Source organism: Selenomonas sp. oral taxon 136 (assembly GCF_001554015.1).
Classification (GTDB): domain Bacteria; phylum Bacillota; class Negativicutes; order Selenomonadales; family Selenomonadaceae; genus Centipeda; species Centipeda felix.
Genome location: NZ_CP014239.1, coordinates 2,051,079 through 2,065,692, shown reverse-complemented (window position 1 = coordinate 2,065,692; position 14,614 = coordinate 2,051,079). Strand labels below are relative to the sequence as shown.

The window sequence follows — 14,614 nt, the reverse complement described above, 5'->3', positions numbered from 1 at the left end:
TCTATCATGCACGCGCGATGCTGTCAATCCGCGCTCCCCGCCACGAGAGAACGGTTTCCCGCATCTCTGCTGTGTGCAGCACGCCCTCCGCAAATCCGCGCCGTACCAGTTCCGCGGGGAGATACTCATCGTATTTGTCAAACACAGGCACTTCATCCGAATAGAGAAGCTCCATCGGCGTAAAGTCTGCCGCAGCTTCTTCCGCGAGAATGCGGAAAAAGTCGGCAGGAGACGCCTTCATCGCAAACTGCATAAAATACGGCCGCATGGATTCCAGCCCGCGCAGGCCAAGACGCGCAGCACAGCGGATCCGCAAAAAGCGCTCCAACGCGAGAAAGGCATAACTGCCAAGCCACGGCAGGAGTGCATACATTGCTCCGCCGAGCGGTATGAGCACGTCCCGCGCCGCCCCTGAATGCTGTGCCGCCCTCCGCGCCCCCATGAGACGTGCTGCGGCATTTTTCAGCAAATACGGAGGGAGAAGATCCTCGGCGAGCACCTGCCGCATCCGATGCAGGATATGCGTATGGATGTCCCCGGGACACTCGCCGAAATACGCGGGCACATTCCCCTTGACCATTTCACAGTAGACGTGATGCCGCTTGCGGTCCACCTCCAGTACACGCCACACATGCCCCGCGATGGCAATCTTCTCACCGACCGGCGGCGGCGTGACAATCGTTCCGATCTCCTGGGACTCGCAGCGAACCGTGTACTCCTCGTTTTCCTGAAAGACACCGTAAAAGCGATAGGACTGCACGACGCGCTCCCCTGCCAGTCCGATGATCAGGCCGCCGCGCTCCGTCCGCTGGATATGCTCCTCCTGCAGGAGATGGCGCAGAAGTGTGCGATAGTCCTCCTGCGTCACGCGTGCAAAAACAGGCAGTGTGAGTACCCGCTCCGCCAGTGTGCGCGGAGAGAGCTCGCCACAGGAGGCGAGGGTACTCATCGTCTGATGGTAGAGGAGGCTGAACGGGAGACGATGAAGGCGCGGCGGCTCCACCCAGCGCTCCTCAAGATAGAGCTGAATCAGGGCAATCCCCTGCAGGAGCTTCCACGGGATCGCTGCAGGCAGGAGAGCGCGTGCATCGGGAACATCCTCGCGCACGACAAAGTGCATCTCCTGCGGCTGCCCGCGCCGCCCCGTCCGTCCCATGCGCTGGAGGAAGGACGACACCGTCCACGGCGCATCGATCTGAAACGCGCGCTCAAGTCTGCCGATGTCGATGCCGAGCTCAAGCGTCGCCGTCGTGCACGTCGTGAGACAGCTCTCCTCATCCTTCATGCGCGCCTCTGCCGTCTCACGAAAGGCAGCCGAGAGATTGCCGTGGTGGATGAGGAACCGATCCGGCTCATGCCTGCGCTCGCAGTAAGAGCGCAGGGTATTCGTCACCGCCTCGCACTCCTCGCGCGAATTGACAAAAACGAGACATTTTTTCCCGCGCGTATGCTCAAAAATATAGGCAATCCCCGGATCCGCCCCCTCCGGTGCCATATCGGTCGGTACATCCGGCGCGGTGGGCAGATCAATATCCGTACGGCCTTCTCCCGCCTGCGTGTCCTGCACGTAGAAATGCTCCACGGAAAGCCGCCATCGGCTTCCCTTCGCTGCGATCTCCGGCACCAGCGTCCCGCTCCCCGTCCCCGCCGCAAGCAGTGCCCCCGTCTCTGCGGGCGTGCCGATGGTTGCCGACAGCCCGATGCGGCGCGGCTGCACACCGGCGATACGCGAAAGACGTTCGATCAGGCAGAGCGTCTGCCCGCCGCGATCCCCGCGCAGGAGAGAATGCACCTCGTCGATCACGACGAAGCGCAGATCGCCGAAGAGCTTCGGAATCGCCGCATGCCGATGCAGGAGGAGTGCCTCAAGTGACTCGGGCGTGATCTGCAGAATGCCCGACGGATGTTTCATCAGGCGCGTCTTGTGCGTCTGGCCGACATCGCCGTGCCAATGCCACACGGGGAGCCCCGCCCTCGCGCAGAGCGGCGTCAGCCGCTCAAATTGGTCATTGATGAGTGCCTTCAACGGGCCGATGTAGATGCAGCCGACGGAGCTGGGAGGGCTCTCCAGCAGCAAGGTGATGATCGGAAAGAACGCCGCCTCCGTTTTCCCCGACGCCGTTGAGGAGGTGAGGAGGACGTGCTCCTCCGACCCAAAGATCGCCTCGCCTGCCGCGACCTGAACCCCGCGCAGGCTCCGCCAATCCTGCCCGTAGATGTACTCACGGACACAGGGCGCATAGCGGTCAAACACGTTCATAGATCAAACTCCGCAAACTGCGCGCTGACCTCCGCCCCCTCCACCGCATTGGCGGCATAGGAAAAGTTCTCTGACAGGAGCAGATCTGCCATCTTGAGCGTCGGTGTCTGATAGATGATATCCAGTGCCTGAATGAAGTCACGAATCACTTCACGCGGCGTAATGTGGTCATCTGCGCCGATGCGCCCGAACTCGATGCGGATAAAGTCCGCCAGATCCTCCTGCGTGACGGTCGTCTCGTATCCGTACAGCTCCGCATGGATGCCTGACAGCTTTTCAACCAGCACCAGCATCTCCTCATGTGTCAGGGGCGACAGCTTGATAACGGGCGAGAGCAGATCGCGGTGCTCGCCTGCAAAGCGCCCCTCGGCAAGGCGCGAGCGCAGCGCCTCATAGCTGTATACGCCGCGGCGCGTATCCTCCATGCAGGCAGGCGTGCCGCAGAGAACCATCCCGAGATACTTGGCGCGCCCCTGCATGGCATCGTTGTACATCGTGAGGATCTTCTCATAGTTATACTGGCGCGTAATCGCATGGGGAATCTTGTAGATATTGACCAGCTCATCGATAAAGATGAGCATCCCCGCGTAGCCTGCCTGCCGCAGAAATGCGGCGAACAGCTTCAGATACTCATACCAGTCATCATCTGTGATGATGATATTCACGCCGAGCGCATGCCGTGCCTCCGTCTTGGTCGTATACTCCCCGCGAAACCATCGCGCCACCTGCGCACGCAGTGCATCGTCACCGTCGCGGTAAGCATGATAGTAGAGCGTCAAAAGACGCGTAAAATCAAAGCCGTGGACAAGGTCATTCAGACCGTAAATCATCGCAGCGATGCGCCGATCCACTGCCGCCGAGAAGTCCGCACTGTCCGGCGGCGTTTCGTCCGCCGTCTCCTGCTGGATTCGGCTGATCCAGCGGTCGAGGATGAGGGTGAGCGCCCCTCCCTCGGGCGTCGTCTTGGTCGCCATATTGCGGATCAGCTCACGGTAAGTCGCGAGCCCCTGCCCGCGCGTCCCCTGGAGACGGCGCTCCGGGGAGAGATCTGCGTCCACCACGACGAAATTCTTCGCCATCACATAGCTGCGCAGGGTCTGAAGGAGGAAACTCTTGCCGCTCCCATAGCGCCCCATAATAAAACGAAAGGATGCGCCGCCCTCCGCAATCATATCCACATCCGACAGGAGCGCCTCGATCTCACGCCGACGCCCCACCGTGATATAGGGAAGCCCGACACGCGGCACAACGCCCCCCTTGAGCGCATTGATGAGCGTCTGTGCGATGCGGCGCGGAACCTTCCGCGTTTCATTCGATGCCATGACTGTACCTCCCTTCCAATTCATCACGATAGTCCTCCACAACGACAGGCGGCTCGCCCTCAATCACCGTATCGGAAAAGTCCTCATACAGCTTCTCGTTGATGCTGTCCACGAGCACGGAGAGGATCTGTCCCTCCGCACGCACCCAGTCAAGCGTCCCACCAGTGAGGAGCGCACAGAGGAGACGCTTCTCTGCCTGTGTCAGTCCATGATCGGCGGACGACGAGGACGGTGTATCCTGCTGCTGCGGATTCGTATATGGCGCTGCCGCTGCATTCTGCGCTGCAGGGGGTTGCGGAGAATGCTCCTGCATAGGAGGTGATATGTTCTCCCCTGCGACGGGGAGCAATTCATCATTCTCATCCACAATCAGGCGCTCCTCGGTGACAGCAGCATCGGCGCGGATGCGGTCAAGCTGACTGAAATCCAAATGAACGCGGCGTGCCTCGATCTCGCGCTGCGCCGCGAAAAATTCTGCCGTCTCCTCACGGATGATCTTCCACTGCCATTTGAGAAGCTGCGGCAGACGAATCTCCGTGAGCCCATAGTGCTCGCGCAGCTGCGTATCCACCCCGCGCAGGAGCCCACCGATACGCTGCGCCGCACCATCCGTACGCTCATAGGCACGCAGCTGCCACATGCCGCCGGTGCACTCATACTGCCGCAACGGATGCACGGCATAGATGCGATCCTCCTCCGCGTGCGGCGGATGGAACACGGCCGACGCAAAGAGATCCACCGACCTCGTATAGGAATGTGCGATACAGTCCGAAAAGAAATCGCAGATGCGATGCTTCTCATAGTATTCCTTAACACGCGCAAGAACGCGAAGAACAATGGCATCTGCTTCCGCCGTATGCGTGCGATAGAGTTTGGAGCGCTCCAAACGATACGAGGAAAGCGTACAGACTGCCGCCATGATCTCCTCTGGCGTATGCTCTTCTTGATGCAGCATCACATAGACAGCATCATCCTGTCTGCGCTCCTGCACCGCCCCGTCATGCTCCTCCAACAGCGCAGAGCTGAGCCCATAGTAGATGATGAGCGCACGCTCCCAATCCTTGAGGCAGCGCAAAATTTGCGGATCCAGAGCACCATAGGCATGACCGAAGGAATGCAGTCGCTCATAGGCATCCATCGGCGATGTGCAGCCAACGAGTGCCAAAAGCTCATAGACGTAGAGCGATGCGTAGGACATCCCCCGCCGCTCCACCGCCCCGCGCCGCACCTTCGTCCGCCAAGTAAAATAGCCACGCAGTTCGGGATCGGTGAGTGAATCATACGTCGGGAAATACTGATTAACGGTTCCCTGATAGTCATAGTCGTCCTCGTAGTTCGCCATGAGACGTGCCTGCTTGAGAAAGAGCTCGGAACGGGACTGCCAGAAGTTCGTCGAGGTTTTGACGAGAGAGCGCATGGCACGGAGCAGCTTCGGTGTTTTCTCCGTCGGCGGCTGCGGCGGGATCTTCTCATCGCCATAGAGATTCCGCCCTGTACGCCTACTGTCTGCAGGCCTCCACTCCCATACCATATTGCTCCCTCCTCTCGTTCATGCGTTCGAATCCATCCTTTTATTGTACTACGAATTAGCGAAAAGGCAAGAATTGTACGCAAAGAAAATACGCCTCCCGCCGGGCAGCGGAAGACGCTTTTCGATAGAGAGAAAGAAATGTAGGGAATGTATGTGAACCCTACGGAAGGGAAGACCGCAGGAGATTCACCGGAATCGGTCGTAAGCGTTTGGTTCAGCATGCTCTGCGTCGCTCTCTCGCTTACATTGATTACTATATCGGAACGATTTTAAAACGCCTTGTGAAGCGCGTTAGGTTTTAATTAAGAACTATCGTTTGCCTATTATTTTACAATCTAAGATCGAGATCTCGCGCCAAAGCACGGTCAAAAGTCAATGCTAATACGGCAAACTTCATCTTATCAATGCTTTCCTAACTCAGCAGGAGGCTGTCGCTCGCCAGCTCGCTGCCCGCTGCCTGTTCAAACATGGAGAGCAGGTCGCGCGTGGTCAGCCCCTCCTTTTTCTCCTGCGGCACATCGAAGAGGATGCGCCCCTCATGCAGCATGATGAGGCGGTTGCCGTAGCGCAGGGCATCCTTCATATTGTGCGTAATCATCAGCGTCGTCAGCTGGTCCTCCGCGACGATCTGCTGGGTCAGTTCCAGCACCTTCGCCGCCGTCTTCGGATCAAGTGCTGCCGTATGCTCATCGAGGAGGAGCAAATGCGGCTTGACGAGCGTCGCCATGAGAAGTGTCAGTGCCTGCCTCTGTCCGCCCGAGAGAAGCCCGACACGCGAGGAAAGGCGGTCCTCCAGACCGAGTTTCAGGCGCGCGAGCTTCTCACGAAACACATCGCGCATCTCACTCGTCGAGCCCCATTTGAGTGTCGGCGTCTGCCCGCGCCGCGCCGCGATGGCGAGATTTTCCTCGATCATCATGCGTGCCGCCGTCCCCATCATCGGATCTTGGAAAACGCGTCCGATGAACTTTGCACGGCGGTGCTCCGGCCACTTCGTAATATCCTCGCCCGCGATGTAGATCTTCCCCGCATCGACCGAGATCGCCCCCGCGATGGCGTTCATCAGCGTGGACTTGCCTGCACCGTTGCCGCCGATCACGGTGACGAAATCACCGGGGCGAAGGTGAAGGCTGATGCCCGAGAGAGCCTTTTTCTCCGTAATCGTCCCGGGGTTAAATGTTTTCTTAATATCCTCGATCTGCAGCATCACTCTGCCCCCTTCCGCATCGCATGGTACTTCTCCTGAATGAGCGGGAGCGAGAGTGCGATCGCCACGAGGATCGCCGTAAAGAGCTTGAGGTCATTCGGCTGCATACCGAGCTGAAGCACGATCGCGATGACGGCGCGATAGACGACCGAGCCGAGCACCACGGAGATCAGCCAGTTCTTAAAGCTGCGCGTGCCAAAGAGCACCTCGCCGATGATGACGGAGGCAAGTCCAATGACAATCGTACCCGTCCCCATACCGACATCGGCGAAGCCGTTGCTCTGCGCGACAAGGGCGCCGCAGACCGCGACCATCCCGTTCGAGAGAAGCAGTCCGAGAACAATCATCACATCCGTGTTCACACCGTTTGCGCGGATCATGTGCGGGTTCGCCCCCGTTGCGCGAATCGCCGTCCCGAGCTCCGTGCCGAAAAACCAGTACGTCAGCAGGATGGCAAGAACGACAACGACCGTCCCGATGAGGAGGATATTGGTCGAGGCATCCAGCCCCCAGATATTCCACTGGGTAAACAGCGTCTCACGCTGTAGGAGCGGCAGATTCGCCTTTCCCATGACGTGCAGATTGATGGAGTACAGCCCGATCATTGTCAAAATACCGGCGAGCAGCGCGGGAATCTTGAGTTTCGTGCAGAAAAATCCCGTCACGATCCCGGAGACACACCCTGCCATGCAGGCGGCAAAGATCGCAGTGATCGGCGCATAGCCAGCCATCAGCATTGAGGCGGCGACTGCCGCACCGAGCGGAAAGCTGCCCTCCACGGTCAGGTCGGCAATATCCAGTACGCGATAGGTCAGATAGACGCCCAGCGCATAGAGTCCCCAAAGGACACCCTGCGCAGCCGTCGCTACAACGAGATCCATAATGTCACTCCCAAACTCCGTAAAAAAGCGGACACCGTGCGTGCCCGCTCTCTTTGTGTCGATGGCTTGTTACTCGACGATGGTCGCACCGTTTAACACATCCGCAGGAATCGTCAGCCCGATCTTCTCTGCATTCTTCTTGTTGATGACCACTGTGAGGTCATGTGCCGTCTCGATCGGCATCGTGGCCGGCTTCTTTCCTTCAAAGATGTCCGCCGCCATATTGCCCGTCTGTACGCCGAGCTTGTAGTAGTCAATGCCCTTCGTCGCAAGCGCACCTGCCGTAACACCGCCGACATAGCCACAGATCACGCCTTTGCCCGCAGGATCCGTAATGCTTGTAAGAGTCGGAATCGCCGATGCGATCACATTATCCGTCGGCTCATAGAACACATCCACATCGTTCACCATACTCTGCGCTGCCTGCTGGATGTCGTTGACCGTCGAGATCGTCGCCGTACGCACCGTCAGCCCTTTGGACTGTGCATACTCCGTCATTGCCTTGACCTGAATCTCTGAGTTGATCTCACTCGATGAGTAGATCGTTCCGATGGTCTTGGCATTCGGATAGAGCTGCATCAGGAGGTCAATCTGCTCCGCGATGGGCGCGAGATCGCTCGTCCCCGTCACGTTGCCGCCCGGGGCATCATTCGATGCGACGACCTTCGCACTCACGTAGTCCGTCACAGCCGTACCGACGATGGGAATATCCTTCGTCGCATTCGCAGCAGACTGTACTGCCGGTGTCGCAATCGCACAGATTAGGTCAACCTTGTCACTGATAAAGCGCTGAACGATATTCTGGAGGTTGGACTGATCCGCCTGCGCATTCTGACGGTCAATCGTGAGGTTCTTCCCCTCCTCATAGCCGCGTTCCTTCAGCCCGTCAACAAATCCGCGGTTGGCGTCGTCAAGCGATCTGTGCTCTACAAGCTGAACAATCCCGACCTTGTAGGTCTTCTCTCCTTGCTGCGTCTGCTGTCCGCAGCCCGCCGCCACAAGTCCGAGTGCCGTCAGTCCAAGAGCGGCACATTTCATCCAATTATTCATCCGCATCAACGTCCCATCATCATCCATTCATCAGTCCACCAGTGTTGCATCCTTCAGAACCTCCTCCGGAATCGTCAGCCCGAGCCGCTCTGCGTTGCCCTTGCTGACCACCAGCGTTAAGTCACGTGCCGTCTCAATCGGCATATCTGCGGGCTTTGCCTTGCCGTCGAGAATGTCGGCCGCCATATCACCCGTCTGCACGCCGAGCTTGTAGTAGTCGATGCCGTAGGTCGCGAGACAGCCGCCCGTGACCATGTACGGCTCGGCGCAAATGACCGCCTTGCCCGCCGCATCCGTAACACTGACGAGCGTCGGGATCGAGGAGGAAATCACATTGTCCGTCGGCTCATAGAACACATCGACATCGCCGACAAGACTCTGTGCCGCCTGCGGGATGTCATTGACCGTCGATACCGTCGCAGCACGTACCGTCAGCCCCTTCGACTCCGCGTACTCCTTCATCGCCTTGATCTGCGTCTCCGAGTTGATCTCACTCGAGGAGTACACCGTCCCGATGACCTTTGCATTCGGATAGAGCTGCATGAGGAGATCGATCTGCTTCTTGATCGGATTCAGATCGCTCGTGCCCGTCACATTTCCGCCCGGCTTCTCATTCGACTGGACGAGCTTTGCGCTCACATAGTCCGTGATCGCCGTCCCGACGATGGGGATATCCTTCGTCACATTCGCTACCGATTGTGCCGCAGGCGTTGCAATCGCGCAGATGAGATCGACCTTGTCGCTGACAAAACGCTGCGCAATGTTCTGGAGATTGGACTGGTCCGCCTGTGCATTCTGGCGGTCGATCGTGAGGTTCTTCCCCTCCTCGTAGCCGCGTGCCTTCAGCCCGTCGACAAAGCCACGGTTCGCCGCATCGAGCGCATTGTGCTCCACCAGCTGAACGACACCGATCTTATAGGTCTTCTCCCCGCTCGCCTGCTGACTTTTCCCACAGCCTGAGAGAGACAGAAGCCCGAGGGCGGCGACGCCAAGAGCAACTGCCTTCATTGCCGTTTTCATCCGCATCGAATCTCCACCTTTTCTTTCCTATCAAATTTTTGAATCTTTTTCATTATACATGGACAACAAGAAAAAAGCTAGTGGGATAACGTCAAATGATGCGCTAATCTATCGCTATCACACGAAAGAGGAACTGCCCCCTATCCTTGACAATATAGGAAGCACTGATAAAATGAGGTCTGCCAGATTGGCGTAGATTTTTTGTCCGATTGAGGCAGCAAACCGGACGCATAGCGAGGGCTATGTGGAGGATTTGCTAACGAAAAGCGGGCGAAAAAGATGCGTCAAGATGGTTGTGCCGAATTGATCAGTGCTTCCTATATTCAAAGATTACTAGAATACGACGTATCGCAAGGCGGGAGAGGAGAACAACGGGGAGTATGGAGAAAAAATGCAGACGATGTGCATGGGTCAATCCAGATGATCCCATCTATATCAAGTACCATGACGAAGAGTGGGGCGTCCCGCTCCATGACGATCACGCACTCTATGAGCTCTTTCTCTTGGAGACGTTTCAGGCGGGACTCTCGTGGGCGACGATCCTGCACAAGCGCGAGAATTTCCGCCGTGCCTACGATGGATTTCTCCCGGAGCGCGTCGCCGCATTTGGCGCAGCAAAGATAGATACGCTCATGCAGGATGCGGGCATCGTCCGCAACCGCCGCAAGATCGAGGCGAGCATCACGAACAGCCGCGTCTTTCTCGACATCGTTCGTGAATACGGCTCGTTCGACGCCTATATCTGGGGCTTCACCGAGGGAAAGTCCATCCGCGAGAGCTGGGAGCTCCGCACCACATCTCCCCTCTCCGACCGCATCACAAAGGATTTGAAGCGACGCGGGATGAAATTTGTCGGCTCGACGTCGATCTACTCGACACTGCAGGCAATCGGCGTGCTTGCCGCACACGCAGAGGACTGCGACTGGAGGCAGCCATGAAAGGAATGGCGAACGTCCCGCTCGCTGCCCTGCGCGCCGCCTTCCCCTACACCGTCCCCATCCTCGCAATTTTTTTCCTTGGGATTGCCTATGGCATCTACATGAATGCATTGGGCTTCTCCTTCCTCTACCCAATGGCGATGAGCGCGATCATCTTCGGCGGTTCGCTTGAGTTCATTGCCACGGCGCTCCTCCTCGCTCCCTTTGCCCCGCTCGAAACGTTTCTGCTCGCCCTCATGGTGCAGGGGCGGCATATCTTCTACGGCATCTCCATGTTTGAGAAATACCGTGGAATGGGATGGAAAAAGCCGTACCTGATCTACGGAATGTGTGACGAGTCATTCTCCATCAACTATACGGCAAAGATCCCGCCGCATATCGACACAGGCTGGTTCATGTTCTTTGTCACCCTTCTGAACCAGCTCTACTGGGTCGCAGGGGCCACGCTCGGCGGACTGATCGGAAGCGCTCTGCCCATCAACACATCCGGCATTGAGTTTGCCATGACCGCACTCTTTGTCGTGATCTTCATTGAACAGTGGAAGAACGATCCGCAGCATCTGACGGGCATCCTCGGCATCGCCGCTGCTGTACTTGCGCTCGTAATATTCGGCCGAGATGCATTCATGCTGCCGACCATGGGGATGCTCCTCCTCGGATGCCTCATCCTGCGCCCCATCATCGAGAGGAGGGAGACGGCATGAGTCTTACCGAGCAGTGCATCACGATCAGACTCTGTGCGCTTGCGAGCGTGCTCACGCGCGCACTCCCCTTTCTCCTCCTCTCGGAGAAAAAGCCGACGCCGCCGCTTGTTCGCTACCTCGGCAACGTCCTCCCCGCCGCCGTCTTCGGGATGCTCGTCGTTTACTGCCTGAAGGACGTATCTCTCCTCAGCGGAACGCACGGCATGCCTGAGGGGATTGCCATCGCCGTCACAGCACTCCTGCATTTGAAATTCCGTCAGATGCTTCTCTCCATCGGCGGCGGAACGGCAGTCTATATGCTCCTCGTTCAGTTCATATTTACTACATAAAGATAATAAAGAAAACAAAAAGGCTGCTTCACGAAGCGTGAAACTTCGTGAAGCAGCCTTATCTTTGTGCCCCTTCCACCGCTTACGCGGTCCCCCTTCCCCGTGATCACGGGGAAGGCCTTTGAGAATACCGGCACAGCGCGCCGATAGAGGGATGTGAAAGAGTCACTTTTTTACATATAATCGTCCGCCGTGCGTGTCTTCGCTTTCTTGCTGATGCCGAACATCCGCGAGATGCGGTCGACAATGACGTAGAACACTGGAATGAGGAATACGCCGAGCACCGTCGCACAGAGCATTCCGCCAACGACGGCGACACCCATGCCGTTGCGCGCCGCTGCACCCGCACCGGACGCCATACAGAGCGGCAGACAGCCGATGATGAACGCAAACGAGGTCATGAGAATCGGGCGCAGGCGCAGTCCTGCCGCCTGGATGGCTGCCTTCAGCGGATCCATGCCGCGATCCACGCGCACCTTTGCGAACTCGACGATCAGGATGGCGTTCTTCGCGGCAAGGCCGATGACCATGATAACACCGATCTGCATGTAGACGCTGTTCTGATAGCCCGGTGCAGGAATGCCGATCGCCCCGAAGATCGCGGCGAGAATGTACTCGGCAAAGAGAGCACCGAAGATGCCCGTCGGCACGGTGAAGAGCACGGCAAACGGCACGCTCCAGCTCTCATAGAGAGCCGCCAGACAGAGGAAGACAAAGAGCAGTGCGAGCGCGAGAATCTGCATCGTCGAGTTCGCCGACTTCTGTTCCTCGCGGCTCTGCCCAGACCATGCGATCGAGAAGCCGGAGTTGATGTGATGCTGCACCACCTCGGTGATGGCGTTCATCGCCTGGCCCGAACTGTATCCCGATGCCGCATTCCCCTGTATGTTGATCGAACGTGCGCCGTTAAAGCGGCTGATCTGTGTCGGACCAGTCGTGAGTTTCGGCTTCAGGAGGGTATCGAGCGGTACCATCTCTCCCGCCGAATTGCGGACAAAGATGAACTTCGCGGCCTCTGCCTCTGTACGATACGGCGTCGCAGACTGGAGTACGACCTTATAGGTGCGGCCGAACTGATTAAAGTCGTTGACCTCGTAGCCGCCAAAGTTGGTCTGCAGTGCCGTAAACACGTCCGAAAGCTGCACACCGAGATTTTTGACCTTCTCGCGGTCAATCTCGTACTGATAGCTCGGCGCATTGATCTTGAACGTAGTACGAACGCCCTGCAGCTCAGGACGCGTCCGCGCCTCGGCGAGGATAGCATTCACGATGTCGTTCAGCTCGGTATCCGAGTGACCGCTCATATCCTGCAGCTGGAGCGACCAGCCGCCGACGTTGCCGAGCCCCGGCAGAGCCGGCGGGTTGATGGCGACGACGGTCGCCTCCGGTGCCTCCATCGCCCCCACGCGGAACATCGTTCCGACTGCGGCGGCGACGGACTCAGCCAAACCGGAACGCTGTGACCAATCCTTCATACCGACAAAGACAACTGCGCCGTTGGAATTTGCCCCGCCGGCGAGAATGTCAAAGCCGTTGATCGCCATGACGGCATCTTGCCCCTTGATCTCCTTCTGCGCCGCCTGCTGGATCTTGTCCACGACCTTCTGTGTCTGATTCGTGGATGCCCCGGACGGGAGCTGAATGGCGATCATCAGATAGCCCTGATCCTCCTCGGGAACAAACGTCGACGGGAGGTTGCGGTAGATGATGGCGGTCAGACCGCAGACGATGAGCAGGAACACGACGGCAATACGCGACTTGCGGATGAATCTTGAGACGACGCCGACATAGCCCTTGCGCGTACGGTCAAAGACACGGTTAAACCAAGCAAAGAAGCGGTCGAGTACGCCCCCTGAATTGCTCTCCTTCTTTGGCTTCAGCATCATCGCACAGAGTGCGGGCGTCAGTGTCAGGGCAACGAAGGCGGAGAGTGCCATCGCGATCGCAATGGTTAGAGCGAACTGCTTATAGAGCACGCCCATCATACCGCCCAGGAATGCGACGGGGACAAAAACAGCCGCAAGGACGAAGGCGATAGCCACAACCGGCCCCTGCACCTCCGCCATGGCACGCTCCGTTGCGTCCACAGGCGAGAGCCCACTCTCCATGTGATGCTCTACGTTCTCGATAACGACAATGGCATCATCAACGACGAGGCCGATGGCAAGCACCATCGCAAAGAGCGTCAGGGTATTGATGGAAAAATCCAAGAGGACGAATGTGCCGAATGTACCGATGAGCGAGACCGGCACGGCGAGCAGCGGGATAATCGTTGCGCGCCAGCTCTGCAAAAAGACGAAGATGACGAGCACGACGAGCAGCAATGCCTCGACGAAGGTGTGAACCACCTCTTTGATGGACGCATTGATATAGTCCGTACTGTCAAAGACCGACTTCATCTTGAGCCCGGGCGGGAACGTCTTCTCCGCCTCCGCAAGCACCTTGCGCACCTCGGCGAGGGTAATCATTGCATTCGCATCCGAGGTGAGCTGTATGCCGAAGCCGACAGCAGGATAGCCGTTGAACTTCGCAACGATGTTATTGTTGCGCGCTCCCGTCTCGATGCGTGCAACATCTTTCAGGCGGACAAACGAGCCGTCCTTGCCCGAGGCGATGATAACATTGCCGAACTCCTCAGGCGTCGTAAGACGTCCCTGCACCTTGCCCGTAAACTGTTTTTCCTGCCCGTTGACCGTGGGCATGCCGCCCACGGTGCCGGCAGGAGCCTGTACGTTCTGCTCCTTGATCGCCGCCGTGATGTCTGCGACGGTCAGGCCGAGCTCAGCGAGGCGGTCAGGATTCAGCCAGACGCGCATCGCATAGTCTGAGCCAAAGACCTGCACGTCGCCGACACCGTTGATGCGCTTTATCGCATCGAGGAAGTAGAGCGTCGCATAGTTCTTCATAAAGGTGCGGTCATACGTGCCGTCCTCGGAATATAGCGAGACAAAGTAGGCCATCTGCCCCGATGACTTACGCGTTGTGACCCCCGCAGACTGGACTGAGGAGGGCAGGCTTGCGTTGGCTCCGGCGGCATTGTTCTGCACCTTGACTGCGTCCATATCGCCGTCCGTACCGACATCAAAGGTGACAGAGAGACTGTAGCGTCCGGTATCGTCGGAGGTGGAGCTCATATAGTCCATTCCCTGCGTACCGTTGATCTGTTCCTCGATGACCTGTGCGACCGTCTCATTGACAACGGCAGCGCTCGCGCCCGTATAGGATGCCGACACCGAAACCGTTGGCGGAGAAATCTGTGGATACTGCGCAATTGGCAGCGAAAACCCAGCCAGCGTTCCGACGATAACAATGATCAATGCGATAACAATCGCAAAGATCGGTCGGTGAATGAAAAATTTTGCCAACGGATTT

Annotated in this window: 11 protein-coding genes; 3 read left to right on the top strand and 8 right to left on the bottom strand. The window is 57.9% G+C overall.

All coding sequences use genetic code 11. The annotated features are described in order from the left end of the window. Window positions 1-4 precede the first annotated feature (4 nt). The 7 genes from AXE86_RS09855 to AXE86_RS09825 all read right to left on the bottom strand — a co-directional run bounded on the left by AXE86_RS09855 (window position 5) and on the right by AXE86_RS09825 (window position 9,277). Window positions 5-2,260: a DEAD/DEAH box helicase gene (locus tag AXE86_RS09855; protein ID WP_061946632.1), complete on the bottom strand. Its 2,256-nt coding sequence runs from the start codon at window positions 2,258-2,260 to the stop codon at window positions 5-7. Then, window positions 2,257-3,582, bottom strand: a complete 1,326-nt coding sequence (locus tag AXE86_RS09850; protein ID WP_061946631.1) for an ATP-binding protein — start codon at window positions 3,580-3,582, stop codon at window positions 2,257-2,259. Before AXE86_RS09850 ends, AXE86_RS09855 begins: the two co-directional genes overlap by 4 nt. Further along, the gene (locus tag AXE86_RS09845; RefSeq protein WP_061946629.1) at window positions 3,569-5,113 is read right to left on the bottom strand and encodes a TerB N-terminal domain-containing protein; all 1,545 of its coding nucleotides are present in this window, start codon (window positions 5,111-5,113) and stop codon (window positions 3,569-3,571) included. Before AXE86_RS09845 ends, AXE86_RS09850 begins: the two co-directional genes overlap by 14 nt. 412 nt (window positions 5,114-5,525) lie before the next feature. Then, window positions 5,526-6,320 carry an ABC transporter ATP-binding protein gene (locus tag AXE86_RS09840; RefSeq protein WP_061946627.1) on the bottom strand — a complete coding sequence of 265 codons (795 nt, stop codon included), beginning with the start codon at window positions 6,318-6,320 and terminating at the stop codon, window positions 5,526-5,528. Next, entirely contained in the window at window positions 6,320-7,201 is an 882-nt protein-coding gene (locus AXE86_RS09835) for an ABC transporter permease (protein ID WP_039981537.1), read from the bottom strand. The genes AXE86_RS09840 and AXE86_RS09835 overlap by 1 nt, the downstream gene beginning before the upstream one ends. Before the next feature lie 69 nt (window positions 7,202-7,270). Further along, on the bottom strand, window positions 7,271-8,257 hold the full coding sequence (locus tag AXE86_RS09830; RefSeq protein WP_061946995.1) for an ABC transporter substrate-binding protein: 987 nt from the start codon (window positions 8,255-8,257) through the stop codon (window positions 7,271-7,273). Between the two features lie 24 nt (window positions 8,258-8,281). Continuing rightward, window positions 8,282-9,277 carry an ABC transporter substrate-binding protein gene (locus AXE86_RS09825; RefSeq protein WP_061946625.1) on the bottom strand — a complete coding sequence of 332 codons (996 nt, stop codon included), beginning with the start codon at window positions 9,275-9,277 and terminating at the stop codon, window positions 8,282-8,284. Window positions 9,278-9,651: 374 nt separating this feature from the next. Between AXE86_RS09825 and AXE86_RS09820 the strand changes: the two genes are divergently transcribed. The 3 genes from AXE86_RS09820 to AXE86_RS09810 are packed head-to-tail and all read left to right on the top strand — an operon-like array spanning window position 9,652 to window position 11,242. Beyond that, window positions 9,652-10,209 (top strand): DNA-3-methyladenine glycosylase I, encoded by a 558-nt coding sequence (locus AXE86_RS09820; protein ID WP_061946622.1) that lies wholly within the window; start codon window positions 9,652-9,654, stop codon window positions 10,207-10,209. Continuing rightward, window positions 10,206-10,913, top strand: coding sequence for an AzlC family ABC transporter permease (locus AXE86_RS09815; RefSeq protein WP_061946620.1), 708 nt, complete (start codon window positions 10,206-10,208; stop codon window positions 10,911-10,913). The genes AXE86_RS09820 and AXE86_RS09815 overlap by 4 nt, the downstream gene beginning before the upstream one ends. Further along, entirely contained in the window at window positions 10,910-11,242 is a 333-nt protein-coding gene (locus AXE86_RS09810) for a branched-chain amino acid transporter permease (protein ID WP_061946618.1), read from the top strand. Before AXE86_RS09815 ends, AXE86_RS09810 begins: the two co-directional genes overlap by 4 nt. A 173-nt stretch (window positions 11,243-11,415) precedes the next feature. Here the strand turns inward: AXE86_RS09810 and AXE86_RS09805 are convergent, their stop codons facing one another. Beyond that, the gene (locus AXE86_RS09805; protein ID WP_061946616.1) at window positions 11,416-14,607 is read right to left on the bottom strand and encodes an efflux RND transporter permease subunit; all 3,192 of its coding nucleotides are present in this window, start codon (window positions 14,605-14,607) and stop codon (window positions 11,416-11,418) included. Window positions 14,608-14,614 lie beyond the last annotated feature (7 nt).

Excerpts from the sequence above, each read along its gene's own strand:
- AXE86_RS09855 (WP_061946632.1), bottom strand. The coding sequence starts at position 2,260 with ATGAACGTGTTTGACCGCTATGCGCCCTGTGTCCGTGAGTACATCTAC.
- AXE86_RS09850 (WP_061946631.1), bottom strand. The coding sequence starts at position 3,582 with ATGGCATCGAATGAAACGCGGAAGGTTCCGCGCCGCATCGCACAGACG.
- AXE86_RS09845 (WP_061946629.1), bottom strand. The coding sequence starts at position 5,113 with ATGGTATGGGAGTGGAGGCCTGCAGACAGTAGGCGTACAGGGCGGAAT.
- AXE86_RS09840 (WP_061946627.1), bottom strand. The coding sequence starts at position 6,320 with ATGCTGCAGATCGAGGATATTAAGAAAACATTTAACCCCGGGACGATT.
- AXE86_RS09835 (WP_039981537.1), bottom strand. The coding sequence starts at position 7,201 with ATGGATCTCGTTGTAGCGACGGCTGCGCAGGGTGTCCTTTGGGGACTC.
- AXE86_RS09830 (WP_061946995.1), bottom strand. The coding sequence starts at position 8,257 with ATGCGGATGAATAATTGGATGAAATGTGCCGCTCTTGGACTGACGGCA.
- AXE86_RS09825 (WP_061946625.1), bottom strand. The coding sequence starts at position 9,277 with ATGCGGATGAAAACGGCAATGAAGGCAGTTGCTCTTGGCGTCGCCGCC.
- AXE86_RS09820 (WP_061946622.1), top strand. The coding sequence starts at position 9,652 with ATGGAGAAAAAATGCAGACGATGTGCATGGGTCAATCCAGATGATCCC.
- AXE86_RS09815 (WP_061946620.1), top strand. The coding sequence starts at position 10,206 with ATGAAAGGAATGGCGAACGTCCCGCTCGCTGCCCTGCGCGCCGCCTTC.
- AXE86_RS09810 (WP_061946618.1), top strand. The coding sequence starts at position 10,910 with ATGAGTCTTACCGAGCAGTGCATCACGATCAGACTCTGTGCGCTTGCG.